We start from the raw sequence: 26371 nt of genomic DNA, 5'->3' as shown, positions 1-26371 counted from the left end.
AAATAAGCCCTCAACTTTAGGACATAGCGCACATATTAGCTATAATGCGCAGCAATTTTCTACGAGTAATAAGTGACGATATGAATTCTCTGTTTGCCAGTACGGCCCGTGGGCTGGAAGAGCTGTTAAAAACTGAACTGGAAAGCCTTGGCGCGCGTGAGTGTCAGGTGGTTCAGGGTGGTGTCCATTTTGAGGGCGACACGCGGCTTATTTACCAGAGCCTGATGTGGAGCCGCCTGGCGTCGCGCATCATGTTGCCGCTGGGTGCCTGTAAGGTCTATAGCGACCTTGACCTGTACCTCGGCGTACAGGCGACCGACTGGACAGAGATTTTCGCCCCAGGCGCGACCTTTGCCGTGCATTTCAGCGGTCTGAACGACGAAATTCGTAATAGCCAGTACGGTGCGCTGAAAGTGAAAGACGCCATTGTCGATAGCTTCACGCGTAAAAATCTCGAGCGTCCGAACGTTGATCGTGAAAATCCCGATCTGCGCATTAACGTGTGGCTGAATAAAGAGACAGCACATATCTCGCTGGATCTGTGCGGCGAAGGCCTGCATCAGCGCGGCTATCGCGATCGCGCCGGTATTGCGCCGATCAAAGAGAACCTGGCTGCGGCCATCGTGATGCGTTCCGGCTGGCAGCCGGGCACGCCGATGCTCGACCCGATGTGCGGTTCCGGTACTTTGCTGATCGAAGCAGCCATGATGGCGACGGATCGTGCGCCGGGCTTGCACCGTGGGCAATGGGGTTTTAGCGGCTGGGCGCAGCACGACGATGCCCTCTGGAAAGAGGTCAAAGCCGAAGCGCAGGTTCGCGCGCGTAAAGGCCTGGCGGACTATGGTTCTCGTTTCTACGGTTCAGATAGCGACGCCCGTGTTATTGAACGTGCGCGCAGCAACGCCCGCCGTGCCGGTATCGGTGAGCTGATCGACTTCGAGGTGAAAGACGTCGCCCAATTAACCAATCCGCTGCCTAAAGGCCCGTACGGCACGGTGATCAGTAACCCACCGTACGGCGAACGTCTGGATAGCGAACCGGCGCTGATCGCGCTGCACAGCCTGTTTGGTCGTACCATGAAAGACGCTTTCGGCGGCTGGAATCTGTCGCTGTTTAGCGGCTCTCCGGAACTGCTGAGCTGCCTGCAACTGCGCGCCGAGCGCCAGTTCAAAGCCAAAAACGGCCCGCTGGACTGTGTGCAGAAAAACTACCATCTGACCGAAAAAGACGGTGACAGCAAGCCGTCCACCGTGGCGGAAGATTATGCCAACCGTCTGCGTAAGAACCTGAAAAAATTCGAAAAGTGGGCGAAACAGGAAGGTGTTGAATGCTACCGCATTTACGATGCCGATCTGCCGGAATATAACGTAGCGGTAGACCGTTACGCGGACTGGGTGGTGGTTCAGGAATATGCACCGCCGAAAACGGTGGATGCGCAAAAAGCGCGTCAACGTCTGCTGGACATTATCGCCGCAACCATTGGCGTGCTGGGTATCGCACCTAATAAACTGATCCTGAAAACCCGTGAGCGTCAGAAAGGGGCCAACCAGTATCAGAAGATGGGTGATAAGGGTGACTTTATCGAAGTGGGCGAGTACAACGCGCGCCTGTGGGTCAACCTGACGGACTACCTCGACACCGGTCTGTTCCTCGATCACCGTATCGCGCGTCGTATGCTGGGCCAGATGAGCAAAGGGAAAGACTTCCTGAACTTGTTCGCTTACACCGGCAGCGCCAGCGTTCATGCGGGCCTGGGCGGTGCGCGTAGCACCACCACGGTGGATATGTCGCGCACCTATCTGGAGTGGGCTGAGCGTAACCTGCGTCTCAACGGCCTGACCGGACGTCAGCATCGCCTGCTGCAAGCCGACGTACTGGGCTGGCTGCGTGACACAGATGAGCAGTTTGACCTGATCTTCATCGATCCACCGACTTTCTCTAACTCGAAACGTATGGAAGACTCGTTTGACGTTCAGCGCGATCACCTGCGTCTGATGACCGACCTGAAACGTCTGCTGCGTAAAGGCGGCACCATTATGTTCTCGAACAACAAACGCGGCTTCCGCATGGACAATGACGGGCTGGAAAAATTGGGACTGAAAGCACAAGAAATCAGCCAAAAAACGCTGTCTCAGGACTTCGCCCGTAACCGTCAAATTCACAACTGCTGGTTAATTACCGCAGTCTGATAGGAAATTTTAAATGTCATTAATAAGCATGCACGGCGCATGGCTGTCTTTCAGCGATGCGCCACTTCTCGACGACACTGAACTGCACATCGAAGATAACGAACGCGTTTGTCTGGTGGGCCGTAACGGCGCGGGTAAATCCACACTGATGAAGATCCTTAACCGTGAGCAGGGGCTGGATGATGGCCGCATTGTTTACGAACAAGATCTGATTGTTTCCCGTCTGCAGCAGGACCCACCGCGCAACGTTGCGGGCAGCGTGTACGATTTTGTCGCTGAAGGGATTTCAGAGCAGGCCGAATACCTGAAGGGCTATCACGATATCTCGCACCTGGTGATGACCGATCCGAGCGAAAAAAATCTCAACGAGATGGCGCGTCTTCAGGATCTGCTGGATCACCACGGCCTGTGGCAGCTGGAAGATCGCATTAATGAAGTGCTGGAACAGCTCGGTCTTGAAGCCGATATGGCGCTGGCGTCCCTTTCGGGTGGCTGGCTGCGTAAAGCGGCTCTGGGCCGTGCGCTGGTCAGTGGACCAAAAGTGCTGCTGCTCGATGAGCCAACAAACCACCTCGATATTGAAACCATCGACTGGCTGGAAGGGTTCCTGAAAACCTTCAACGGCACCATTATCTTTATCTCCCACGACCGTTCATTCATCCGCAATATGGCAACGCGTATTGTCGATCTCGATCGCGGCAAGCTGGTCACCTATCCGGGCGATTACGACACCTATCTGCTGGAAAAAGAAGAAAACCTGCGCGTGGAAGAGCTGCAAAACGCCGAGTTCGATCGCAAACTGGCGCAGGAAGAGGTCTGGATCCGTCAGGGCATCAAAGCGCGTCGTACCCGTAACGAAGGCCGCGTGCGCGCCCTGAAAGCGATGCGTAACGAACGCAGCGAGCGCCGCGAAGTGATGGGCAGCGCGAAGATGCAGGTAGAAGAAGCGTCTCGCTCCGGCAAAATCGTCTTTGAAATGGAAAACGTCAATTACCAGATCGACGGCAAAGTGCTGGTGACCGATTTCTCCGCTCAGGTTCAGCGTGGCGACAAAATCGCCCTGATTGGCCCGAACGGCTGTGGTAAATCCACGCTGCTGAAACTGATGCTCGGTCAGCTACAGGCTGACAGCGGTCGCGTTCACTGCGGGACTAAACTGGAAGTGGCCTATTTCGACCAGCACCGTACTGAGCTGGATCCGGACAGAACCGTGATGGACAACCTGGCGGAAGGTAAGCAAGAGGTGATGGTCAACGGTAAACCTCGCCACGTGCTGGGCTACCTGCAGGACTTCCTGTTCCATCCAAAACGCGCCATGACGCCGGTTCGCGCGTTGTCCGGCGGGGAACGTAACCGCCTGCTGCTGGCGCGTCTGTTCCTGAAGCCAAGTAACTTATTGATTCTCGATGAACCGACCAACGATCTGGATGTCGAAACTCTGGAACTGCTGGAAGAGCTGATCGACGGCTATCAGGGCACCGTGATGCTGGTCAGCCACGATCGTCAGTTTGTCGATAACACCGTAACTGAGTGCTGGATTTTCGAAGGCGAAGGCCGGATTGGTCAATATGTCGGCGGCTATCAGGATGCGCGCGGGCAGCAGGCGCAATCTTTGGCGACTAAACAGTCAAAATCCAAAACTGGATCGCAAACTCCTGTCGCAAAAGCAGAAACTGTCAAAAAATCGACAGTCAAAATGAGTTATAACCTGCAGCGCGAACTGGAAGGGTTGCCGCAACGTCTGGAAGAGCTGGAAGCGAATCTGAGTACTTTGCAGGCTCAGGTTGCTGATGCCTCCTTCTTTAGCCAGCCACACGACTATACTCAGAAAATATTGGCGGAGCTTTCCCAGGCCGAAAAGGCGCTGGAAGAAGCATTTGAGCGCTGGGAGTACCTTGAGGCTCTCAAAAACGGCGCATAAACAGGGATACCCGATGTGTGATCAGCACCATGCCGACCGGCATATTCTATGCTCGCAATGCGATATGCTCGTGGCGCTTCCTGAGCTGGATCACGGACATAAAGCAACTTGCCCCCGCTGCGGGGCAACGCTGACAACAGAGTGGGACGCGCCTCGTGCGCGTCCTACTGCATATGCGCTCGCGGCGCTGTTCATGCTGCTGCTTTCAAATCTTTTTCCGTTCATCTATATGAAAGTCGGCGGGATGACCAGCGAAGTGGATTTGCTGGAAATTCCCGGCGTCATGTTCTCGGAAGATTACGCCAGTCTCGGCACCTTCTTCCTTCTCTTTGTGCAAATCGTTCCGGCGTTTTGCCTGGTGGTGATTCTGCTGCTGGTTAACCGCGTTCGGATGCCTGTCAAAGTCAAAATCATGCTTGCCCGAATCCTTTTCCAGCTGAAAAGCTGGGGAATGGCAGAGATTTTCCTGGCGGGAATCCTGGTCAGTTTCGTCAAGCTGATGGCTTACGGTGACGTGGGCGTTGGCAGCAGTTTTATTCCCTGGTGCCTGTACTGTGTTTTGCAATTGCGCGCTTTCCAGTGTGTGGATCGTCGTTGGGCCTGGGATGATATTGCCCCGGCACCCATGCTCGCACAGACGGTTAAAGTGGGTGTTCCAGGGATTCGACAGGGGTTGCGTTCTTGCTCCTGCTGCACCGCTATTTTGCCTGCAGAGCACGAAGTGTGTCCGCGCTGCGGGACGAAAGGGCACGTGCGGCGTAGAAACAGTCTGCAATGGACGATGGCGTTATTGGTCACGTCGATCATGCTGTATTTACCTGCCAATATTTTACCGATCATGATTACGGATCTGCTGGGGGACAAAATGCCCTCGACGATCCTCGCGGGTGTGGTTCTGCTCTGGGGTGAAGGTTCGTATCCGGTCGCTATGGTTATCTTTATCGCCAGTATCATGGTTCCGACGTTAAAAATGATCGCGATTGCCTGGCTGTGCTGGGATGCTAAGGGGCACGGTAAACGCGACAGTGAACGCATGCATCTGATTTATGAAGTCGTAGAATTTGTTGGCCGCTGGTCAATGATTGACGTGTTTGTGATTGCCGTTCTCTCCGCGCTGGTGCGCATGGGAGGACTGATGAGTATTTATCCCGCTATGGGCGCGCTGATGTTTGCGCTGGTCGTTGTGATGACGATGTTTGCGGCCCTGACCTTCGACCCGCGTTTATCGTGGGATCGTGAGCCAGAGTCAAGCCATGAGGAAGAGTGAGAGCATGGAAAATAAGAGTGGAGAGGCGAAAGTGCAGAAGGTCAAAAACTGGTCGCCGGTGTGGATCTTCCCCATCGTAACTGCACTGATCGGTGCCTGGATCCTGTTTTATCATTACAGCCATCAGGGGCCGGAAGTGACGCTTATCACCACTAACGCCGAGGGTATTGAAGGGGGTAAAACCACCATCAAGAGCCGCAGCGTGGACGTGGGTGTCGTCGAGAGCGCAACCCTGACGGACGATTTAACGCACGTTGAGATCAAAGCGCGTTTGCACTCAGGAATGGAAAAACTGCTGCACGGCGATTCCGTCTTCTGGGTTGTTAAACCCCAGGTAGGGCGTGAAGGGATCAGTGGTCTCGGTACGTTGCTTTCAGGGGCGTATATCGAACTGCAGCCAGGTACGAAAGGCAGTCAGCCGGGAAATTATCAGCTGCTTGATTCTCCGCCTTTGGCTCCGCCGGACGCGAAAGGTATTCGTGTCACCCTCGACAGTAAGAAAGCGGGGCAGCTCAGCCCGGGCGATCCGGTGCTGTTCCGTGGTTACCGCGTAGGCTCTGTGGAAACCAGTACCTTTGATGCGCAAAAACGTGCCATCAGCTATCAGCTGTTTATCAATGCGCCAAACGATCGTCTGGTGACCAGCAATGTGCGCTTCTGGAAAGACAGCGGCATCGCGGTGGATCTGACCTCCGCGGGTATGCGTGTTGAGATGGGCTCACTGACCACGCTGTTTGGCGGCGGGGTGAGCTTTGATGTACCGGAAGGGATGGAACTGGGTCAGCCGGTTGCGCCGAAAACCGCGTTCAGATTGTTTGACGATCAGAAAAGTATTCAGGATGCGCTTTATACCGACCACGTCGATTATCTGATGTTCTTTAAAGATTCGGTTCGCGGCCTGCAGCCAGGTGCACCGGTGGAATTCCGCGGTATCCGTCTGGGCACCGTCGGCCAGGTGCCGTACTTCGTACCGGGCCTGCATCAGGTACTGGATGACGACTATCGTATTCCGGTATTGATCCGCATTGAGCCAGAACGCTTACTGGCCCAGATTGGTAAGGATCAGGATATCGGAGAGCATATTAATCAGCTGATGAATCGCGGATTACGCGGCTCGCTGAAAACCGGCAACCTGGTAACGGGAGCGCTGTATGTGGACATGGACTTCTATCCGAAAGCCCCGGCGATCACCGGTGCGCGCCAGTTCGGTGGATACACCATTATCCCAACTGTCAGCAGCGGCCTGGCGCAGATCCAGCAGCGTCTGATGGAAACATTGGATAAGATTAACAATCTGCCGTTGAATCCAATGCTTGAGCAAGCCACAAACAGTCTGACTGAAAGCCAGGCTACCATGCGTCGTCTACAAACTACGCTGGATAACATCAACAAAATTACGGCTAACCAGTCGATGCAGCAGCTTCCGCAGGATATGCAGAAAACGTTGCGTGAGCTGAACCGCAGTATGCAGGGCTTCCAGCCTGGCTCGGCGGCGTATAACAAGATGGTGGCGGATATGCAGCGCCTGGATCAGGTTCTGCGCGAGCTGCAACCGGTTCTGAAAACGCTGAATGAGAAGAGCAACGCGCTGGTATTTGAAGCCAAGGACAAAAAAGATCCTGAGCCTAAGAGGGCAAAAGAATGAAAAAGTGGCTATTAATCGTCGGAGCACTGGTTTTAACAGCCTGTAGTTCAGGAAGTGATACTAAGAGTTACTACCAGCTGCCGCTGGGGGCACAGACGGGCGGGCAGAGTACCGCCAGTCAGGGGCATCGTTTGCTGTGGGTTGAGCAGGTGACTATTCCTGATTCCCTCGCCGGAAACGGCGTGGTGTATCAGACCAGTGAAGTGCAGTACGTCATTGCGAATAACAATCTGTGGGCGAGTCCGCTGGATCAGCAGTTGCGCAATACACTGGTGGCGAACCTGAGCAGCCAACTGCCGGGCTGGGTAGTTGCCTCTCAGCCTCTGGGTAGCGATCAGGATACGCTCAATGTGAATGTGACCGGCTTCCACGGACGTTACGATGGCAAGGTGGTGATCAGCGGTGAATGGCTGCTTAACCATCAGGGACAGCTAATTAAGCGTCCGTTCCATCTGGAGCTGAAACAGCAGCAAGATGGCTATGACGAGATGGTGAAAGTGCTGGCTCAGGGTTGGGCTCAGGAATCAGCCAGCATCGCTCAGGAAATTTCGCGGCTGCCATAAGTAAAATTCATAACGCTAAACCGCAATCTGCTTCTTGCTGATTGCGGTTTTTTTTCGCCTTTGGTTCAGGCTGTTACTTGCCTGGTGCCACAATATTTGTACAAATAATCGTCTTTATAGCTCACAAATATGACACTGGCGTGAATTTTGCGCATTGACGCATGGCACGATTCGGGTTATTCGTTATCTGTGCTTGCATGTTTTGCAACCACTGTTTTCTTTCCACCAGACCAAAGAATGAGGGAAACGAGGCATGAAGAGACAGAAACGAGATCGCATGGAAAGGGCTCATCAACGTGGTTATCAGGCCGGCATCGCTGGACGCTCTAAAGAAATGTGTCCTTATCAGACGATAAATCAAAGGTCACAATGGCTGGGAGGCTGGCGAGAAGCCATCGGAGACAGGGTACTTCTTGCTTGATAACGTCTCTTTAAAAACAGAAACCTCCGCAATGCGGAGGTTTCGCCTTTTTTGCTCAGGGATAAGCAAAAATTAGAACGCGGAGGTATCCTGGAACAGACCGACTTTCAGGTCGTTGGCGGTGTAGATAACACGGCCGTCAACAAGCACTTCGCCATCCGCCAGACCCATCACCAGACGACGGTTCACAATGCGTTTGAAGTGAATACGGTAGGTGACTTTCTTCGCAGAAGGCAGAACCTGACCGGTGAATTTAACTTCACCCACGCCCAGAGCACGGCCTTTGCCTTCGCCGCCCAGCCAGCCCAGATAGAAGCCTACGAGCTGCCACATAGCATCCAGACCTAAACAGCCCGGCATCACTGGATCGCCAATGAAGTGGCAACCGAAGAACCACAGGTCCGGATTGATATCGAGTTCCGCTTCCACGTAACCCTTGTCAAAGTTGCCGCCGGTTTCGGTCATTTTCACGACACGGTCCATCATCAGCATGCTAGGTGCAGGTAACTGCGGGCCTTTAGCGCCAAACAGTTCACCACGACCAGAGGCAAGAAGATCTTCTTTTGTATAGGATTCGCGTTTATCTACCATGTTCTCAGTAAGCCTTATTTTAGTGAAGCACGCAGGATAGCTAACACGTGTACGCTGAACAAGTCCGATCAGTTCGGGCTAAACCAGCTCAGCCAGCGTAACGGCCACGGGTAACGGTGACGAGCGTCCTGCTGCATTGCCTGAGCGATGCGTTCCTGGATAGCCTGCATCAACGTATTTTGTACTTCGCCATCCCAGACCTGGTTCGTCAGTAAGGGTAGCGCATCCGTAATATCTTCGATGGCCCAGATACTGAATTGCTCTGCTTCCACGGCATCAAGCACCGCTTGACTCAGACTCAGATGACGTGCATTTGGCGCAGGAATAATCACCCCTTGTTTCCCGCTAAACCCACGCTGCTGACAGATGGAGAAGAAACCTTCGATCTTCTCATTCAGACCGCCAACAGGCTGCGCGCGACCAAACTGATCGACTGAACCGGTGATTGCAATGCTCTGGTTAATTGGCACATCCGCAAGAGCACTGATCACTGCGCACAGCTCGGCCATAGACGCACTGTCGCCATCCACTTCACTGTAAGACTGCTCAAACGTCAGCGAGGCGGAGAAGGGGAGCTGTTGCTCCAGTTGAAGCTGTGACATCAGGAAGGCCTGCATGATCATCATGCCTTTAGCATGAATGTTCCCGCCCAGCTCGGCTTTGCGTTCAACGTCGGTAAACTCGCCGTCGCCAATATGAATAACGCAGCTGATACGCGAAGGCTCGCCAAAGGCGCGCGGGTGACCAGGGAATTCGATGACAGACAGGGCGTTGATTTGGCCTACACGCTCGCCTTCAGTTTCCACCAGAATCTGTTCAAGCAGGATTTCATCCTGCATTCGGTCAGCGAGATAACCTTCACGCCACTCGCGCTGTGCCAGCATTTGAGCAAATTGCTCGCCGGTAAATTCGCCAGAACCGCTAATGACACCGACTTCGCGCAACTGCTTGCTGATCCACAGTGGGCAAAGTGGCAAGGTTTCCTGATCGCCTGTATCACGCGTCGCTTCACGAACCAGGCCTGTCCAGGCGTCTGCCGCAGGCGTTGGCAAAGTGTTGCGCTCAGCGACGGCCAGCACCCACTGGCACCACTGCGTTACGTCATCCGCGTCGGCAATCTGGATGTTGTCTTCAAATTCGCTATAGACCGCCTGATCGGCGAGTTCGGGTTCCATCTCCTGGAAATCCGCCAGCGACTCACGATCGCCCGTCAGAATGACTTTCAGTGTGATGGGCATCGGCGGTATCGCGACGGGCAGCGGGCGGGATTCGTCGTAAGCAATCCAGTCGAAGCGCTGATGCGTCACAATATTCTTCAGGCGCATCCACAGCAGGGGTTGTGCAAGCAATGTTCGCAGGGAGATAACCAGCACACCGCCGTTGGCTTTATGTACCAGCCCTGGCTGCAAGCTCAGTTCACCGTTGAAGTGACGAAGGCAGCCAAATAACTGTTCAGCCTCGGCCCACTCCGCGGTAATGACTTCACCCGTTGCGGAAAAATTATCATCTGCTGATGTTGCGGGTTTGAAAGTGACATCACTTCCCACGATACGATATTGTCCGCCAAAAACGGTATCTGTTTCTGGCTGCAATTGACGCACGGCATCTGCCAGCAGTGCCAAATATTCGGCTTCTTCTGGCGCCTTCAGTAACATGAAGGGGGAGGTTGTCCACGGGCTTAGCGTTTGCTCTAGCGCGTAATGTAAACGCGGTTGCGTGTCGCTAAGGATGTAGTCGTGTTCTTTTGCGAGGTCTGGCTGTGCGAAGAGTTCCTGATAGCTATCGGTATCTGGAACCAGGTCACGCCATGCTAGTTTCGTAATGGTCAAAGTGGATGTTTTTTTAGTTAGATGTAAAACGATGGATTATACCGTAAGCGCTGACCCATTCCCATGCAGGATTAGGGATTTCAGGGGGGAATGCGGCGTAAGAGCTCACAGGATATGATTTCTTTTCAGCAGATTGCCAAAAAACTGATATTCTGAACAGAGTTACGAGGTAACACTGAGATCGCGATGAAATATCAACAACTGGAAAATCTCGAAAGCGGCTGGAAATGGAAATACCTGGTCAAAAAGCATCGAGAAGGCGAGCTGATCACCTGCTATATCGAAGCCAGTGCTGCAAAAGAAGCGGTGGATTTGTTGCTGATGCTCGAAAATGAACCGGTCCAGGTCAACGGGTGGATAGAGAAGCACATCAACCCGGCGCTAATGAACCGCATGAAGCAGACCATTCGCGCGCGGCGCAAACGGCATTTTAACGCTGAACATCAGCACACGCGTAAAAAGTCTATCGACCTTGAGTTTATGGTCTGGCAGCGATTAGCAGGGCTTGCGCAACGACGAGGAAAAACATTGTCCGAGACGGTGGTGCAACTCATTGAAGACGCGGAACATAAAGAGAAATACGCCAATCAGATGTCGACGTTGAAAAACGACCTGCAGGCAATGCTGGGAAAAAAATAGTTTCTCACGTTTCTTCAGACAATAAAAAACCCCGCATGGCGGGGTTTTTTTATAAGACGATAACTTATGCCGCAGGCTGAGTTACAACGTCTTTGATACCTTTAACTTCGATCTCAACGCGACGATCTGGTGCCAGGCAGTCGATCAGTGCAGCGCGAGCTTTCACGTTGTCACAGGTAGAACCAGTAACTGGGTTAGATTCGCCCATACCACGTGGGGAGATCTTGTTAGCTGGGATACCTTTAGATACCAGGTAATCAACTACAGACTGAGCACGTTTCTCGGACAGATTCTGGTTGTATGCGTCAGAACCGATACGGTCGGTGAAGCCCAGAACTACTACTGAACCGTCTTTCGGGTCAAGGTTGCTCAGCTGGGTGTACAGCTGATCCAGTGCCTGCTGACCTTCTGGTTTCAGAGTTGCTTTGTTGAAGTTGAACAGAACGTCAGACTTCAGAGTGAAGTGCTTGGTCTGTACTTCTGGAGCTGGTGCCGGAGCTGGAGCAACGATTGGCGCTGCTTCTTCCTGCTGGCCGAAACGGTAGGAAACACCTACGCTCAGCATGCCGTTGTCCGGACGAACGCCAACGGTGTTACCGTCGCCGATGTTGTTAACCCACTGATATTCCAGACGGGTAGCGATGTCGCGGGTCATTGCCCACTCAACACCACCTGCGAATACTGGAGAAACGCCAGTGTCGTGGTCGTCGCCAGCAACGCTGTTGCTGGAGTCAGCGCGCCATACCATGCCGCCCAGACGAGTATAAACGTCCAGATCGTCAGTTACTGGGTAACCCAGTTTAGCGGTCAGCTGTACGCCCTGAGCTTTGAATGCGCCGTTAGTCGTGTCGCCTTTGTAAGGCATACGACCTAACCAGTCGTAACCCATTTCAAAACCAACATACGGGTTAACCTGATAGCCACCAAACGCACCTGCACCGAGCTGGCTTTCGTGAGTTGGGCCATCGTTGTTCAGCTTGCTGTTATACCAGCCGGTGTCGTGGAACTGAGACCAGCCCAGTTTGCCACCTGCATACCAGGTATTATCTTTCGGAGCGGCCTGCGCTACGGTAGCGAAGCCAGCCAGTGCCACTGCAATCGCGATAGCTGTCTTTTTCATTTTTTGCGCCTCGTTATCATCCAAAAATCGCCATGAAGATCTCGTCGAGAAATCACGGTTAAATCCTTCACCGGGGGGCGAGCTCAAACTAGTAACTCTACCGATATCTTCGGCTTAGACCGAGCACCCCTGGCGATGTAAAGTCTACAACGTACTTGAAAACTTACAAGTGTGAACTCTGTCAGGCATATGAAAAAAAAAGTTCCGTATACGCAATATTTAACATTTTTGGCGAGAATTTTATGCTGTAAAATTAACGGAAACCGCGCCAGACAAGCTTTCTCGACGTTTTGAGTTATGGAACTAATTGCACTTACTGATGTCAAAAAAAGTTCCAGGAAAACTCTTAAATTTACTTAATGATACAAATTTGAGTGAATTTTTAGGCCAGACAGGTGTCCTCTGGCGAGAGGATCCAGACGAATCGGACGCATAATGAAGCCGATAGCCTCACCTTCTTCCGCTGCTTCTGCCAGACGATGATGCTCTTCTTCCGTTAATTCTTCAGACAACCAACCGATAACCACGCTGTAATTCCCTGTGCGCAATGCGCGAATCATCGAATCGACGGTATGACACGGAGCGATCTGGCTGGTTTGCATCATTTTTGTTAAGGGTAATCCTGCTGACTGTACCCATTCACGACTGAGTTTTTGCTGTGGGGTCAGCCAGAGCTGCCAGCGTGATTGCTGACCTAGCTGTTGTAAAAGCGGCAACAGTAACATTTGCGTCATCATGGGCTGGTCTTCGCGATAAACCACTTCACTTATCAGCCCGGTAGAAACACGCCCGGAAGTTTTTTGCGTGCCGTTGCCTGCGGAAGAAGAAAAAGATGTTAAGCGATTTGCATAGCCTGAAGTGTGCATAATCATTCCAGCCCTGTAGTTACTGTATGGATATACAGTAACCCCTGTACAACCAAAGATCAACCCCATTTTCGGAAAGCGTCTCGCAAATTTCGTTCGATTATGGCGTGTCTCGCAAAATGATCTTGCCGAGTGACAATAAGTTGCCTATTTTCCTGCTAACGGATCCGGTAGTAAGAAAAATGTGTTGTTACTCTATGATTTATATGGTGAATATCATGAAAAAGATATCTTATGAACGGATCTATAATTCTCAGGAATACCTTTCACCCTTGGGTGAAATCCATCATCGTGCTTTGTTCGGGGGTTATACCCTGGCGGTTGATGAAGCTGTGTTTGCGATGGTATCAGACGGAGAGCTCTATTTGAGGGCCTGCGAACAGAGCGCCCAGTACTGCGTAAAACAATCCTCTTCCTTTTTAACGTTGCTTAAACGTGGCAGGCCCGTGCTGTTGAACTACTACCGTGTCGATGATGGGCTGTGGCAGGACCGGGAAAGGCTCTTGCAACTCTCAAGCTTTGCGCTTGAGGCAGCCCGACAGGAGCGCGTTAAGCGCCATCAACGGCGGCGCCTCAAAGATCTACCCAATCTGACGTTCCAGATTGAAATTCTCCTTTGCGAAGCGGGGGTCACTAGTGAAGCCATGCTTCGGACACTTGGCGCTGAGGCGTGTTGGCTTAAAATGCGAGCGAAAAATAAGCATCTTAGTTTCAAGGTCTTGTTTGCGCTGGCCGGGGCAATCGATGGGATGCATGAGGCAGCGCTCCCGACGGTCAGGCGTCAGGAGCTTATGGAGTGGTTTAACGCGCTTCCTGTGCTGCTGGATAGTCATTCCGATAGGTAGCAATTTGCTGCTGCAGCCGGCAAATCTCGGGCAAGAGTGCAATGAGCAGGCCAATTTGCTGGAGCACGAGTGGAGCCTTGTTATCTGCGCTGGAATCGAAATGGGCAATACGCTGGCTAAGTTCATCTATTGCACTTCGCACACGTGGCTCATCTGCCGGGCGATGATGAAGCGCATCGTCAACGTAGCAAACAGCGTCATCTAACAGAGCGAGGATGTTCGGATGGGTTAATTTTTCGCGATGAGCACCCAAAGTTGAAATGTAACTGGTGAAGGTATGGTTAAGACAAAGTAGTCGGAAGGCGACTTCGCGAATTTCTGCCGTTGCGCGTGGTTCCGTCGACATGTTTGAAACCACCGACGCCAGTTCCGCATCGCGGTTATGGGCATCACGTCTGGCAATTCGATAGGCCAGGCGGTTATCGCGACCCTGATGATATTGCTCGAGAATGGCATCCAGATAGCGGCAGTTGGCGTTAATGGCAAGATCCAGCGCGCGTGGCAAATTGCGAAAACGCCAGTCTGGCCAGATAAAACTCACGGCAGCCCAGGCTATCGCACAGCCAATCAGCGTGTCGATCACACGCGGCAGAGCGACTTCAAATCCTTCACCCAACAGATTGAAGCACAGCAGCACCAGTAGGGTTATAAACATGGTGGCATGCGCATACTGAACATTACGAAAGGCGAAGAATAATACCCCGGTGATAACGATCAGAATTAATTGCCCTTCTACAGAAGGGACGAAATACAGCACCGGCAAACCAATAGCGACACCCACTAGCGTACCGATGACGCGTAACGCCAGACGGTGGCGGGTGGCGTTGTAGTTCGGCTGACAAACAAACAGGCTGGTGAGCAAAATCCAGTAGCCGTGATGCAGACCAGTAATCTGTATAAACGCATAACCGACGCACAGCACAGCAGACATTCTCACCGCATGGCGGAAGAGGGCGGACTCGGGCGTGAAGTTGCGGCTCAAACGTAGCCACATATCCGCGAAACCATGCGGACTGTCGTCAGCAAGCTGATTCTCTATCTCATTGCCCGGCATCGATAGCGCCTGCTCAGACTGAATTGTCGCCAGTTGAGCATCAATGGCGCGTAAGTTATTGAGCAAGAATCCCAGCGCTTTCATCTGTTCCTGGGATGTACCGCTGGCCTGAACGCGATCCAGTGCGGCATCCAAATGACTAAATGCGCGCTCGAAGCGGGGATCGTGTTGGTATGGCGTTCGCAGCAGAATTGAACGCGCCAGCTGCTGACATGCCTGAGATTGCATTGAAAGCAGCCGTTGAAAACGGAACATGACGTCGCTGTAGCGAAATTTTTCGCGCAACGCAGCATATTGAATGTGTGATGAGCTGGCGCGCTCATGGATATCCTGAGCGACAAAGTAGTAATGGAGCGTTTGCCGGGTGCCGCGCTGACCACGGTCGCCTCGAAGGCGTGTCAGCAGTGAAGCCTTGGTTTGATTAAGCGTGGTGACCAGTTGCCCGTTGGCCAATGCCAGATCGTAAAGCGGAGCCTGGCTCTCTTCTTCGATGTCCGGATCAAACAGTCGGGATTTGAGTTCCAGGTAGTGCGCCAGCTGTTCATAACTGCGTGCAAGATTGTCTTGCAACGGGCGAATCGGGAAGATCAGATGTCCGGTTAGAGTGAGCAGGTTATACCAGACTGCGCCCACCAGCAGCAGTAGCGGCTGTTGATACCACTGGTCGTAAAGGGATACGCCCAGCATGGTATAAATGGCAATCAGCAGTGCGCCAAAGGCGATGGTCGCGTAGCGTTGCCCCAGCCCGCCCAGCAGAATGAAGCCGGTGGTGGAAATCATTAGGCCGAGGGCAAACAACCACGGCCAGGGAAAGAGTAGTTCGACAGATGCGGACGCGATGAAAAAGCAGATCAGCGTAATCACCAGGTTGCGCAACCTCCCGGCCAGGCGATCGTCCAAATCTGCCAGCGCGCCCGCCACCACACCAAGCGTTAGCGGGATGGTCAGCTTAACGTCGCCGAGCCACCACGGCACGGCCGCTGCGCCGCAAAGCGCGATAAAAATCCTGACGTTATAGAGCCAGGCACTGTTCCATGTGTATCTGCGAAGCAACGGGCTTAGCATAAAAGCGGCGTATCCTTATTTACTGAAAACGACGACGGGCATTGGCTTCGCGCGCAGCCTGAGCCACTTCGACCGGCACGACGCGGCGCCCAACGGGCCACAGGGCAATAGCGGCAATTTTGAAGTTGGCGATACCGACCGGAATGCCAATAATGGTAATGCACTGCGTAATCCCTACCGCAATGTGCATCAGACACAGCCACCAGCCAAAGAAAATCAGCCACAAAATGTTGAGCAGCGTTCCGCCCGTATTCATCAAGACGCTTTTGCTGTCCGGGTTGAGTTCATCAACGTGAATGGCTTCGTTACCGTAAGGTACCAGGGAAAGTTTGGTGATTTCCCAGCATGAGCGCGTCAGGGGAAGCGTGAAGATCAGCACAATACTGACCAGAGTGGCAAACAGCCAGGAAAGGGTGGTGGCAAAACCGCCAAGGACAAAATTCAAAATATTCAGAACGGTACGCATAAACCCTCACTTCCTTTCGATATGATTAAAGCCTGTTGATTGTAACGTTTTTTTGGGCTGGAGCACCTGAAAACTGGCGGTTAAACTAATGGGCAAACTATCACTTCGTGGATCAGGCTGGACATGGAACTAAAAGCAACATCATTAGGCAAGCGCCTGGCGCAACATCCGTACGACAAGGTTGTCCTTCTCAACGCCGGGGTAAAAGTCTCTGGTGAACGCCACGAATATCTTATTCCATTCAATCAGTTGCTGGCAATTCACTGCAAACGCGGTCTGGTATGGGGCGAACTGGAGTTTGTCCTGCCGGCAGATAAAGTGGTGCGTCTGCACGGTACCGAATGGGCCGAAACCCAGCGCTTCCATCACCACCTGAACACGCTCTGGCAGCAGTGGAGCGCCGAGATGAGCCAGGTGGCCGAACAGGTATTACAGCAGGTTTTGGCTGACATCGCGCAGAGTCAGGAACAAAAGAAATGGCTCACGCGCGCCCAAACGACGGGGATGCAGCAGCGCATTCAGCAAGCCCTGACCGCGCTCCCCATGCCTGCTTCTCGTCTTGATGAGTTTGAAAATTGCCGCGAACCGTGGCGCCAGTGCAAGGCATGGCTAAACGATATTGACCAAAGCCGACTCAAGCATAATCAGGCCTGGACTGACGCCATGCTCGAACAGCACGCGGATTTTTTCAGCACGATCGAATCCTCACCTTTGAATCCGGCGCAGGCGCGCGCCGTGGTCAATGGAGAGCAATCCCTGCTGGTTCTTGCGGGAGCAGGCAGCGGTAAGACGTCGGTGCTTGTTGCCCGCGCAGGATGGCTGCTCGCCAGAGGTGAAGCGACCGCTGACCAAATATTGCTGCTCGCGTTTGGCCGTAAGGCTGCGCAAGAAATGGACGAGCGGATTCAAGAGCGGCTGCATACGCGCGATATCAGCGCCCGGACGTTTCACGCATTAGCGTTACATATCATCCAGCACGGGAGCAAAAAAGCGCCGGTTATCAGCAAGCTGGAAAACGACACTCAGGCCAGGCTCTCGCTGTTTATCACCACCTGGCGCCAGCAGTGCAGTGAGAAAAAGGCCCAGGCGAAAGGATGGCGGCAGTGGCTGGAAGAAGAGCTGAACTGGACGGTGCCGGAAGGCAGTTTCTGGCAGGACGAGAAATTGTCGCGGCGATTGGGTTCGCGCCTTGATCGCTGGGTGAGCCTGATGCGTATGCACGGCGGCTCGCAGGCAGAAATGATTGAGAATGCGCCCGAAGAGGTGCGTGCGTTGTTTTCGAAACGTGTGAAACTGATGGCTCCGCTGCTGAAAGCCTGGAAATCGGCGTTAAAAGAAGAGAACGCCGTGGATTTCTCTGGGCTGATTCATCAGGCCATTATCATTCTCGAAAAAGGCCGTTTCGTCAGTCCGTGGAAGCATATTCTGGTGGACGAATTTCAGGATATCTCTCCTCAGCGAGCGGCACTGCTGGCGGCACTTCGCGCTCAAAATAAACATACTTCGCTCTTTGCGGTAGGCGACGACTGGCAGGCGATTTACCGCTTCAGCGGCGCGAAACTGTCACTAACAACCGCGTTCCATCATTATTTTGGTGAGGGAGATCGGAGCGATCTCGACACGACCTATCGTTTCAACTCTCGTATCGGTGAGATCGCCAATCGCTTTATTCAGCAGAATCCGCATCAGCTGGTGAAGCCGCTGAACAGCCTCACTGCCGGGGATAAAAAAGCAGTCACGCTATTGCCACAGGATCAACTTGAGGCGCTGCTGGATAAGCTGAGTGGCTTCGTCAAAACCGAAGAACGTATTTTGATTCTGGCGCGCTATCACTATCTAAAACCGGCAATCCTTGAGAAAGCAGCGACGCGTTGGCCTAAGCTCAATCTCGACTTTATGACCATCCATGCCAGCAAAGGGCAACAGGCGGATTACGTGATTGTGCTCGGGTTGCAGGGCGGTAGCGACGGCTTCCCGGCCCCGGCGCGTGAATCGGTGATGGAGCAAGCGTTGCTGCCTGAAGTGGAAGATTTCCCGGACGCCGAAGAGCGCCGCCTGCTGTATGTAGCAATCACCCGCGCACGGCATCGCGTCTGGCTGTTATTCAACAAAGATGAACCGTCGCATTTCGTGGATATTTTGAAGAATATTGACGTGCCCGTCGCGAAGAAACCGTAGTCGTTTATGCCGGGGCAGGCCCCGGCATAAACACTTATTTCAACCGTTCAGCCAGATAGCGCGGATAATCCGGAATAAGGATCTCAATCGGCGTGTTGAACTGCGGCGACTCGATAATAAAGTCTGCGGTTGAGAGGTTGGTGGCTACCGGAATATTCCATACCGTTGCCAGCCGTAAAAGAGCCTTCACGTCAGGATCGTGCGGCACCGCGTTCAGCGGGTCCCAGAAGAAAATCAGGACATCAATTTTCCCTTCCGAAATCTGCGCGCCGACCTGCTGATCGCCACCCATCGGGCCACTCAGCATGGCGTTAACTTCCAGCCCGGTTTCACGCTGAATCAGATTACCGGTGGTACCCGTGGCCGAAAGCGTGTGTTTTTCCAGCAGGGACTGGTGGCGCTGAACCCAATTCAGCAGCATTTTTTTACAGTGATCGTGCGCGACCAGAGCGATGTGCTTGCGCTCAGGCAGGGTGCGTGTCGTCAGTTCCATCATCTTTTTCCATCAGGTTAACTTAACTGGCTACACGATGACGGGAACCGCCTGATGCTGCAAGAGAAAGGGCAAAAAAATGCGGCTTATGACGAAGGTTGTTGCTTCGCCCATTGCAAAAAACGTGTGCGGGTATCGGGATCCGCCTGCTGAAACCAGAATTTGAGGCGCTGCTCGGTGAGCGTCTGGGACTGAGGCGGGATCACGTCAAGTTCAGAAACGCCGGACAACAGCGTGCTGTCATCCGCCATCATCGTGGCGAATTTAGGCAGAGACGCGGTTTTTCCCGCTTTGTTGTAACGTTCAGTATCCGCTTCATAATCCAGCCCTTTCGGGGTTTTGGTCAGCGCCAGAATATCCAGCTTCACGGGGATCGGCATGGCATCGCCATCCAGTAATTCCAGTTTAGGCGCGGATTCGAAGGCGATGGACTCTTTTTCCGTTTCCAGTCTGGGTAGATTAAAATTAACCTGACTGATTTTCTGCGTGTTAAAACTCACTACTAACGGCGGGGAGATGTACAGACGCTCCTCGTGATTAGAAGACAGGCGAATATTTTTCTCGATCCGAAAGACAATCTGATGAGGTCCGTTGTCCAGCTCAATGCTGTCGGCTCCGCGAAGCAATGAACTGGACACTTTTTTACCGTCCAGAACCAGAAGATCAATGTCGGTTGAGAGCCTCAGCGTCGTGGCAAACACGCAGACCGGCATAATTAATGCAATCACAGCAGAGGCAATGCCGGTCTTCATAGGGCGCTCCTGTTGAAAGTACTTTCGTCGTAATAATGTATCTAAATTTTTCGATAAACACGTTTACTAACATATAGACATATTCTGCGGTTTTGCCCTCATACAGACGTATGGGATGAATGGTTGCCTGATGTTCTTTGGCGTACACTTTAAAAAAAGCCAGGAGAAACACCATGAAAGAGAACGAAATTATCAACATTCTGACGTCGACCAGGACGATCGCGCTGGTGGGGGCGAGTGATAAACCTGACCGTCCAAGCTATCGCGTGATGAAATATCTTCTCGAACAGGGCTATCACGTTATTCCCGTCTCGCCGAAAGTGGCTGGTAAAACGCTGCTGGGGCAACAGGGTTATGCAACGCTTGCCGATGTGCCTGAAAAAGTGGATATGGTGGATGTGTTTCGTAACTCGGAGGCGGCCTGGGGCGTAGCGCAAGAGGCCATTGCCATCGGGGCGAAAACCTTGTGGATGCAACTCGGTGTGATTAACGAACAGGCGGCAGTGCTGGCGCGAGAAGCAGGGCTAAACGTGGTAATGGATCGCTGTCCGGCAATTGATATCCCGCGTCTGGGCCTGGCGAAGTCATAAAAAATGCCCGAGCTTTCGGGCATTTTAGGGGTTAGTTCCGCAGGCGAGGGGCCTGGAGATGTTTGCGAATGGTTTGAGCCAGTTCGTCCATCGTCGGCTGCTCGGGATGTTCAGCCTGCAACTCACTGCTTAACTGCGCTTCGGCGAGATAAGTGTGAACAGGCTGACCATCGTCGTCCTCCATCACCACATGGTACCAGGGGGCGGCGCGAAGTTCTGGGTTGACCGCCAGCTCATCTGCTGACGGTTCCTCAAGGGAGTATTCCGGGTCAATATCCACCACTACACCCAGATACCCTAACAGGGTGTGGCGCACCTGTTGGCCGATACCGTATTTGCTGGCAATCATAGTCACCTCCCGAAAAATGTTACTTACACCAGAAGTGTGGGCAACATTCCGCTTTTCAAGCTACATGACGCGACAGGCAAACCCTTTCAGATACAGCCCTTCCGGGTAGGTAGCGATCACCGGGTGATCCGCCGCCTGACGGAACTGCTCTATAAATTGTACATCACGACCCGCATCTACAGCGGCATCTGCCACCAGTTTCTGGAATAAATCGGTGGTCATCAGGCCAGAACACGAGAACGTCAGTAAGATGCCGCCAGGATTAAGCAGCTGGATCGCGAGCATATTGATGTCTTTATATCCCCGGCAAGCGCCCATCAGCTGGCTTTTGTTTTCAACAAACTTCGGCGGGTCCATGACGATAACATCGAACTTTTCGCCCTGGTCACGGTATTTGCGCAACAGTTTGAAAACGTCATCACGTACAAATTCGGCTTTGCTGAGATCCAGTTTGTTCAGCTCAACGTTTTGTTTCGCCACGTCCAGCGCTTCCTGAGAAGTATCTACGCTGACGACCTGGCTGCAACCGCCCATCAGTGCGGAAACGGCGAATCCGCCGGTGTAAGAGAAACAGTTCAGCACGCGCTTGTTTTTAACATACTGGCGCGTCGCCAGACGGCTGTCACGTTGGTCAAGGTAATACCCGGTCTTATGGCCACCCTGGATATCAACGTACAGCTTCATGCCGTGCTCTTCAATCGGCAGCAGGGCAGGCGGGAGTTCGCCAGTAACGGTACCCTGAGTGAGTTCCATGCCCTCTTTTTTACGTACCGCCACGTCGCTGCGATCGTAAATGGCGCATTCCGGATAGAGCGTTTGTAACGCACTGATTAACGCCGCGCGCTGATATTCTGCGCCTGCACTCAGGAGTTGAAGTACCAAGAAGTTGCCGAAGCGGTCGATGGTCACACCCGGCAGGCCGTCGGATTCCCCGGCGATCAGACGATAGCTGTCCAGCCCGTCACGTTGTGCCAGCCAGTTGCGCCACTCTTGCGCCTGCTGTAAACGGCGCGTGAAGAAGGCGATGTCGATGGTTTCGTCTTTATCGAAGCTCCAGACGCGCGCGCGGATCTGCGAGGCTGGCGAGTATGCGCCGCGAGCTAACCATTTCCCCTGATGGTCAACGATATCGATGGTTTCACCGAGGCTGGCTTTCCCTTCCATGCGGGCGACCGCTCCGGAAAAGACCCAGGGATGGCGGCGGAGTAATGACTTCTCACGCCCTTTGGCTAACACTAAACGTACGCTCATAATTTGCTATTCTGTTGATTCAATGAATTGGCGGCCATTTTCCCGAGTTCAGTGGGGAAATGCAACGCGCCAGACAGGTTTAAGGGGAACGATGATGTCAAAAGTCTGCACAATCGCCTGGGTTCACGGCACCGTTCAGGGCGTCGGGTTTCGCTACAGCACTCAGCGCGAAGCATTACAGCTCGGGCTGACGGGCTATGCGCGTAATATGGATGATGGCAGCGTAGAAGTGGTGGCCTGTGGTGACGCTGAGCAAGTCGAAAAACTGGTCGCCTGGCTGAAAGCCGGTGGGCCACGCAGCGCACGAGTTGAAAAGGTCTTAACCGAACCGCATCAACCCGGCCGCGAATATATGAACTTTGGTAGTCGCTATTAAATGCACTTCACGGGCTTGGGCAGACCGGCGATTTTGGTCGCCTGTTTCGCCGGGCCTTTCGGGAACAGGCGATACAGATAGCGGCTGTTGCCTTTCTCTTCGCCGAATTTATTGGCCATCGCCTTCACCAGCATACGAATAGCCGGGGAAGTATTAAATTCCAGATAAAAGTCGCGCACAAAACGCACCACTTCCCAGTGCTCTGGCGTCAGGATGATCGCTTCTTTTTCGGCAATCACCTCGGCAAGCCCTTCGCTCCACTGGTTGCTCTCTTTCAGATAACCGTCGTTATCGGTTTCTATCTCTTTACCTTCAAAGCTCAACATAGTCATTCACACGTCAATCCAAAACCCGCGCAGTGTACCAAAAAACAAAGCCCCGCATAAGCGAGGCTTGGTTCAAAGCACTGTCTGTTAATCGCGGCTGGCGAAGCCCAGGATGCTCAACAGGCTGACGAAGATGTTGTACAGCGACACATACAGGCTCACGGTAGCGCGGATGTAGTTCGTTTCGCCGCCGTTAATGATGTTGCTGGTTTCATACAGGATCGCGCCGGTGGAGATCAGGATGAACACCGCGCTAATCGCCAGGTGCAGGGCAGGCAGCTGCAGGAAGATGTTTGCCACCATTCCGATCAGCACAACTACGATACCTGCCATCAGCATACCGCCGAGGAAAGACATGTCTTTGCGCGTCGTCAGCACGTAAGCAGAACAGCAGAAGAACACTAATGCCGTACCGCCCAGCGCCAGGCCGATGAGATCGCCCATGCCTGCAGACAGATAAGCGTTCAGCATTGGCCCCAGGATATAGCCCAGGAAACCGGTAAAGGCGAACGCAGACAAAATACCAATCGGTTTGTCAGCCGTTTTGTAGGTCAGGAACATCAGACCATACATACCGACCAGCGTCAGGATCAGACCCGGAGACGGCAGCATCAGCACGGTGCTGGCCGTTGCGGTGATCGCCGAAAACGCCAGCGTCAGGCTGAGCATGAAATAGGTGTTGCGCAGCACTTTGTGGGTGCTGAGTAGCGATGTGCGGTCGCGTGAAGAACTAATAATACGATCCATGAGTCACTCTCTTATGACAGATGTAATTAACGGCAAGAATAGGAAAGGTCTCGCCAGTTACAAAGTGGTTTTACCCATCTTTACTCAGCACCTTAGGGCCTGAGCTGGTGCTTTCTTTCAAAGAAATCCATTTCAACAGAATGAACATCGGTTTGGTGAATTTAATCAGATCAACATCTTATAGGTTACTGAAAAATATTGCCTTATTTATATTTGAGCGCTAAGAGTGAATACGCATCGTCAAAAAACCACAATAAGGCGAAATAATGAAATTAGCATCACGCAATCACTTTACACTCTCTTTACTGACGGCAGGGATCTTGTGCGCCAGCACAACGGCCTGGGCCGCCAGTGTGCCAGCAGGAACACAACTGGCAGAGAAGCAGGAACTGGTCAGAAATAACGGCAGTGAGCCGGCATCGCTCGATCCGCACAAAGTCGAAAGCGACGTCGAATTCAATATTATCAGTGATTTGTTCGAAGGACTGGTTCGCGTATCACCCGCAGGCGAGATAGAACCACGCCTCGCCGAGAAATGGGAGAATAAAGACAACACCGTCTGGACGTTCCATTTGCGACCCAACATCACCTGGAGTGACGGCTCCGCGATTACGGCTCAGGATATCGTCTGGAGCTGGCAGCGCCTGGTCGATCCCAACACTGCGTCACCGTACGCCAGCTATCCTGGCAATATGCACATTGTGAATGCTGCCGATATCGCGCAAGGCAAACAAAAGCCGGATACGCTGGGCGTGAAGGCGCTTAACGACACCACCCTCGAAGTGACACTCACGCAGCCGAATGCGGCATTCCTCGCGATGCTGGCGCACCCGTCGCTGGTGCCGGTCGATAAAGTGCTGATTGGTCGCTTCGGCGATAAATGGACCAAGCCCGAGCATTTCGTCAGTAGCGGGGCGTATAAGCTCTCGCAGTGGGTCGTGAACGAACGCATTGTGGCCGAGCGTAATCCGCGCTACTGGGATAATGATCATACGGTAATCAACAAAGTGACGTATCTGCCGATCACCTCAGAGGCCTCCGACGTTAATCGCTACAAAGCGGGTGAGATCGATATCGTCTATACGGTGCCGATTAACCAGTTTGCGCAGCTGAAGAAAACCCTCGGCGCAGAGTTGGATGTTTCTCCCCAACTCGCCACCTATTACTACGAGTTCAACACCACCCGTCCGCCGTTTAACGATGTACGGGTACGTAAGGCGCTGAACATGGCGCTGGATAAGGACATCATTGCTGAGAAAGTGTTAGGGCAGGGGCAGCGTCCGGCGTGGGTCATCAGCCAGCCGGATATTGGCGGCGTAAAACTCAAGGCACCGGACTACGCCAGCTGGCCGATGGATAAGCGTATCGCGGAAGCGAAAAAGCTGCTGAGTGAAGCAGGTTTCAACGACACGCATCCGCTCAGTTTCAATCTGCTCTATAACACCTCGGAATCGCATCAGCGCATCGCCATCGCGGCTAGCTCGATGTGGAAGAAAAATCTCGGCGTGGAAGCGAAGCTGCAAAATCAGGAGTGGAAGACCATGCTCGATACTATGCACACGCATAACTTCGATGCCGTGCGCTACGCCTGGATTGCCGATTACGACGATGCCGCGACTTTCCTGAACAACTTCCGCACAGGTGACAGCGAAAACACCAGCCAGTACAGCAACCCGGCGTATGACAAAGCGCTGGTTGATGCGGCGAAAGCCAAAACCACCGAGGAGCGCGGCAAGTATTATCAGCAAGCGGAAGACCTGTTGGGGCAGGATGTGCCGGCCATTCCGGTGTATCACTACGTCCGTACGCACTTGATCAAACCGTGGGTGGGCGGATTTACGCCAGATAAACTGGGTTATTACTTCACGAAGGACATGTACATCAAAAAGCATTAATCCTTAAATGGGCGATTTTATGCTGACAAAATAGCCAATGCGTTGTTATTTCAACCGATTAACATCAATTTGGCTATTTTTAAAGCAAACGAACACATTGATGCTTTACACGAAGTTCGGAGGTGTTTATAGTGCGCCCCATACCGGAAGCGTGGCCGAGCGGTTGAAGGCACCGGTCTTGAAAACCGGCGACCCGAAAGGGTTCTAGAGTTCGAATCTCTACGCTTCCGCCAAATATGAAACCCAGGTCGTTATGCGACCTGGGTTTTTTCTTGTGTGCTGTTTAGCAGTATTCCATTGCCCTTTAGCTGGTGTTGTTCTCCAAAAGAAAAAGTTCCGGGCGAACCGTCTGGCAACCTGCTCATCACACCGTACTCACTCGAGTCTTTACTCATTAACTCCTCGGGCTGGCTTACACAGGCCTTTTCATCAGTGGCTTACGTTGTCATTACACTGAGAGATCTGGGTAAAGTGCCAGTTCAATTGCTCCCGGATAAGCGACTGCCACTCATAGCGTGTGTACTGACTACCTTGATCAGAATGAACCAATACGTGTTTCTGGGATTACGTCGCCACACAGCCATCAGACGCGCATTCAGGGCAATAGCTTTTGTCATTCGGGATTGCATTGACCAGCCGATAATTTCGCGCAAGAACAGGTCAACAACCACGGCAAGCTACAGCCAGTCTTCATAAATTCGTATATAAGTTATGTCTGTTACTAAGCGCTCAACCGGTGCTTCCGGTTTGTGCGGTGGATGAGTTTTACGCCGAGGTCGTCCTCAACCTGCTGTATCGTTGGCGCTTATCACATAAATCACAAGCAAGTATCCAGGGACCTCTGTTCCCTATACCTCTTTTTTTTCCGGATGCGTAAGCACGCAAGATGGCGTTGAAGAAAATGGGAACAATTGAAAGCAGGAACATAACCCT

24 protein-coding genes, 1 tRNA gene and 2 pseudogenes are annotated in these 26371 nt (G+C 52.8%); 14 read left to right on the top strand and 13 right to left on the bottom strand.

Going from position 1 to position 26371, the window contains the following annotated elements; all coding sequences use genetic code 11:
• Window positions 1–80 precede the first annotated feature (80 nt).
• The 6 genes from rlmKL to rmf all read left to right on the top strand — a co-directional run bounded on the left by rlmKL (window position 81) and on the right by rmf (window position 8006).
• A complete protein-coding gene (gene rlmKL / locus C3708_RS05315; protein WP_103948702.1) occupies window positions 81–2189 on the top strand; it encodes a bifunctional 23S rRNA (guanine(2069)-N(7))-methyltransferase RlmK/23S rRNA (guanine(2445)-N(2))-methyltransferase RlmL in 2109 nt (702 codons plus the stop codon).
• A 13-nt stretch (window positions 2190–2202) separates the two neighbouring features.
• Window positions 2203–4110 carry an ABC transporter ATP-binding protein gene (locus tag C3708_RS05310; protein ID WP_103947945.1) on the top strand — a complete coding sequence of 636 codons (1908 nt, stop codon included), beginning with the start codon at window positions 2203–2205 and terminating at the stop codon, window positions 4108–4110.
• A 13-nt stretch (window positions 4111–4123) separates the two neighbouring features.
• Window positions 4124–5377 carry a membrane integrity-associated transporter subunit PqiA gene (gene pqiA / locus C3708_RS05305; RefSeq protein WP_103948701.1) on the top strand — a complete coding sequence of 418 codons (1254 nt, stop codon included), beginning with the start codon at window positions 4124–4126 and terminating at the stop codon, window positions 5375–5377.
• Between the two features lie 4 nt (window positions 5378–5381).
• Window positions 5382–7022: an intermembrane transport protein PqiB gene (gene pqiB / locus C3708_RS05300; protein ID WP_095281473.1), complete on the top strand. Its 1641-nt coding sequence runs from the start codon at window positions 5382–5384 to the stop codon at window positions 7020–7022.
• Window positions 7019–7585, top strand: a complete 567-nt coding sequence (gene pqiC / locus C3708_RS05295; RefSeq protein ID WP_095281474.1) for a membrane integrity-associated transporter subunit PqiC — start codon at window positions 7019–7021, stop codon at window positions 7583–7585. The genes pqiB and pqiC overlap by 4 nt, the downstream gene beginning before the upstream one ends.
• 253 nt (window positions 7586–7838) lie before the next feature.
• A complete protein-coding gene (gene rmf / locus C3708_RS05290) occupies window positions 7839–8006 on the top strand; it encodes a ribosome modulation factor (RefSeq protein WP_095281475.1) in 168 nt (55 codons plus the stop codon).
• 72 nt (window positions 8007–8078) lie between these two features.
• On the opposite strand, the gene fabA is transcribed toward rmf, so the two are convergent.
• Window positions 8079–8597, bottom strand: coding sequence for a bifunctional 3-hydroxydecanoyl-ACP dehydratase/trans-2-decenoyl-ACP isomerase (gene fabA, locus C3708_RS05285; protein ID WP_095281476.1), 519 nt, complete (start codon window positions 8595–8597; stop codon window positions 8079–8081).
• Between the two features lie 68 nt (window positions 8598–8665).
• Entirely contained in the window at window positions 8666–10426 is a 1761-nt protein-coding gene (locus C3708_RS05280; protein WP_103948700.1) for a Lon protease family protein, read from the bottom strand.
• Window positions 10427–10612: 186 nt separating this feature from the next.
• Here C3708_RS05280 and matP point away from each other — a divergent pair, with 186 nt between their 5' ends.
• Window positions 10613–11065, top strand: a complete 453-nt coding sequence (gene matP, locus C3708_RS05275) for a macrodomain Ter protein MatP (protein WP_095281478.1) — start codon at window positions 10613–10615, stop codon at window positions 11063–11065.
• A gap of 64 nt (window positions 11066–11129) precedes the next feature.
• Here the strand turns inward: matP and ompA are convergent, their stop codons facing one another.
• The gene (gene ompA / locus C3708_RS05270) at window positions 11130–12185 is read right to left on the bottom strand and encodes a porin OmpA (RefSeq protein ID WP_103948699.1); all 1056 of its coding nucleotides are present in this window, start codon (window positions 12183–12185) and stop codon (window positions 11130–11132) included.
• Window positions 12186–12541: 356 nt separating this feature from the next.
• Window positions 12542–13051: an SOS-induced cell division inhibitor SulA gene (sulA, locus tag C3708_RS05260; protein ID WP_095281480.1), complete on the bottom strand. Its 510-nt coding sequence runs from the start codon at window positions 13049–13051 to the stop codon at window positions 12542–12544.
• Between the two features lie 218 nt (window positions 13052–13269).
• On the opposite strand from sulA, the gene C3708_RS05255 reads away from it, so the two are divergent.
• Window positions 13270–13896, top strand: coding sequence for a TfoX/Sxy family DNA transformation protein (locus C3708_RS05255; RefSeq protein ID WP_103948817.1), 627 nt, complete (start codon window positions 13270–13272; stop codon window positions 13894–13896).
• Here C3708_RS05255 and yccS read toward each other — a convergent pair.
• Both yccS and C3708_RS05245 read right to left on the bottom strand, forming a co-directional pair.
• Window positions 13853–16015 carry a YccS family putative transporter gene (gene yccS / locus C3708_RS05250; RefSeq protein WP_103948698.1) on the bottom strand — a complete coding sequence of 721 codons (2163 nt, stop codon included), beginning with the start codon at window positions 16013–16015 and terminating at the stop codon, window positions 13853–13855. The two genes, C3708_RS05255 and yccS, sit on opposite strands and share 44 nt — an antisense overlap.
• Before the next feature lie 19 nt (window positions 16016–16034).
• Window positions 16035–16481: a YccF domain-containing protein gene (locus C3708_RS05245; protein ID WP_095281482.1), complete on the bottom strand. Its 447-nt coding sequence runs from the start codon at window positions 16479–16481 to the stop codon at window positions 16035–16037.
• Window positions 16482–16604: 123 nt separating this feature from the next.
• Between C3708_RS05245 and helD the strand changes: the two genes are divergently transcribed.
• Window positions 16605–18659 carry a DNA helicase IV gene (gene helD / locus C3708_RS05240; RefSeq protein ID WP_103948697.1) on the top strand — a complete coding sequence of 685 codons (2055 nt, stop codon included), beginning with the start codon at window positions 16605–16607 and terminating at the stop codon, window positions 18657–18659.
• Window positions 18660–18693: 34 nt separating this feature from the next.
• On the opposite strand, the gene mgsA is transcribed toward helD, so the two are convergent.
• Both mgsA and C3708_RS05230 read right to left on the bottom strand, forming a co-directional pair.
• Window positions 18694–19152, bottom strand: coding sequence for a methylglyoxal synthase (gene mgsA, locus C3708_RS05235; protein WP_095281484.1), 459 nt, complete (start codon window positions 19150–19152; stop codon window positions 18694–18696).
• Between the two features lie 86 nt (window positions 19153–19238).
• Window positions 19239–19904, bottom strand: coding sequence for a DUF2057 family protein (locus tag C3708_RS05230; RefSeq protein WP_095281485.1), 666 nt, complete (start codon window positions 19902–19904; stop codon window positions 19239–19241).
• Between the two features lie 173 nt (window positions 19905–20077).
• Here C3708_RS05230 and C3708_RS05220 point away from each other — a divergent pair, with 173 nt between their 5' ends.
• Entirely contained in the window at window positions 20078–20494 is a 417-nt protein-coding gene (locus C3708_RS05220) for a CoA-binding protein (RefSeq protein WP_103948695.1), read from the top strand.
• 31 nt (window positions 20495–20525) lie between these two features.
• Here the strand turns inward: C3708_RS05220 and hspQ are convergent, their stop codons facing one another.
• Window positions 20526–20843: a heat shock protein HspQ gene (hspQ, locus tag C3708_RS05215; RefSeq protein WP_095281488.1), complete on the bottom strand. Its 318-nt coding sequence runs from the start codon at window positions 20841–20843 to the stop codon at window positions 20526–20528.
• A 60-nt stretch (window positions 20844–20903) separates the two neighbouring features.
• The gene (gene rlmI, locus C3708_RS05210) at window positions 20904–22094 is read right to left on the bottom strand and encodes a 23S rRNA (cytosine(1962)-C(5))-methyltransferase RlmI (RefSeq protein WP_095281489.1); all 1191 of its coding nucleotides are present in this window, start codon (window positions 22092–22094) and stop codon (window positions 20904–20906) included.
• Between the two features lie 94 nt (window positions 22095–22188).
• Here rlmI and yccX point away from each other — a divergent pair, with 94 nt between their 5' ends.
• Window positions 22189–22470, top strand: a complete 282-nt coding sequence (gene yccX, locus C3708_RS05205) for an acylphosphatase (RefSeq protein WP_103948694.1) — start codon at window positions 22189–22191, stop codon at window positions 22468–22470.
• Here the strand turns inward: yccX and tusE are convergent.
• Both tusE and yccA read right to left on the bottom strand, forming a co-directional pair.
• Window positions 22467–22796, bottom strand: coding sequence for a sulfurtransferase TusE (gene tusE / locus C3708_RS05200; protein WP_103948693.1), 330 nt, complete (start codon window positions 22794–22796; stop codon window positions 22467–22469). The two genes, yccX and tusE, sit on opposite strands and share 4 nt — an antisense overlap.
• 87 nt (window positions 22797–22883) lie before the next feature.
• Window positions 22884–23543 carry an FtsH protease modulator YccA gene (gene yccA, locus C3708_RS05195; protein ID WP_095281492.1) on the bottom strand — a complete coding sequence of 220 codons (660 nt, stop codon included), beginning with the start codon at window positions 23541–23543 and terminating at the stop codon, window positions 22884–22886.
• 266 nt (window positions 23544–23809) lie between these two features.
• Between yccA and C3708_RS05185 the strand changes: the two genes are divergently transcribed.
• From C3708_RS05185 to C3708_RS24035, 3 genes and pseudogenes are all read left to right on the top strand, one after another.
• A complete protein-coding gene (locus C3708_RS05185; protein ID WP_103947937.1) occupies window positions 23810–25438 on the top strand; it encodes an ABC transporter substrate-binding protein in 1629 nt (542 codons plus the stop codon).
• A 145-nt stretch (window positions 25439–25583) separates the two neighbouring features.
• A tRNA-Ser gene (locus C3708_RS05180) sits at window positions 25584–25671 on the top strand.
• A gap of 85 nt (window positions 25672–25756) precedes the next feature.
• Window positions 25757–25969, top strand: a pseudogene (locus C3708_RS24035) (DEAD/DEAH box helicase); the annotation flags it as partial.
• On the opposite strand, the pseudogene C3708_RS05175 reads toward C3708_RS24035, so the two are convergent.
• Window positions 25880–26181, bottom strand: a pseudogene (locus tag C3708_RS05175) (DDE-type integrase/transposase/recombinase); the annotation flags it as partial. The pseudogenes C3708_RS24035 and C3708_RS05175 overlap by 90 nt on opposite strands.
• Between the last annotated feature and the right edge of the window lie 190 nt (window positions 26182–26371).

This window comes from Lelliottia sp. 7254-16 (assembly GCF_002922995.1).
Taxonomy (GTDB): Bacteria; Pseudomonadota; Gammaproteobacteria; order Enterobacterales; family Enterobacteriaceae; genus Enterobacter; species Enterobacter jeotgali.
This window is presented reverse-complemented; position numbering and strand designations above follow the sequence as displayed.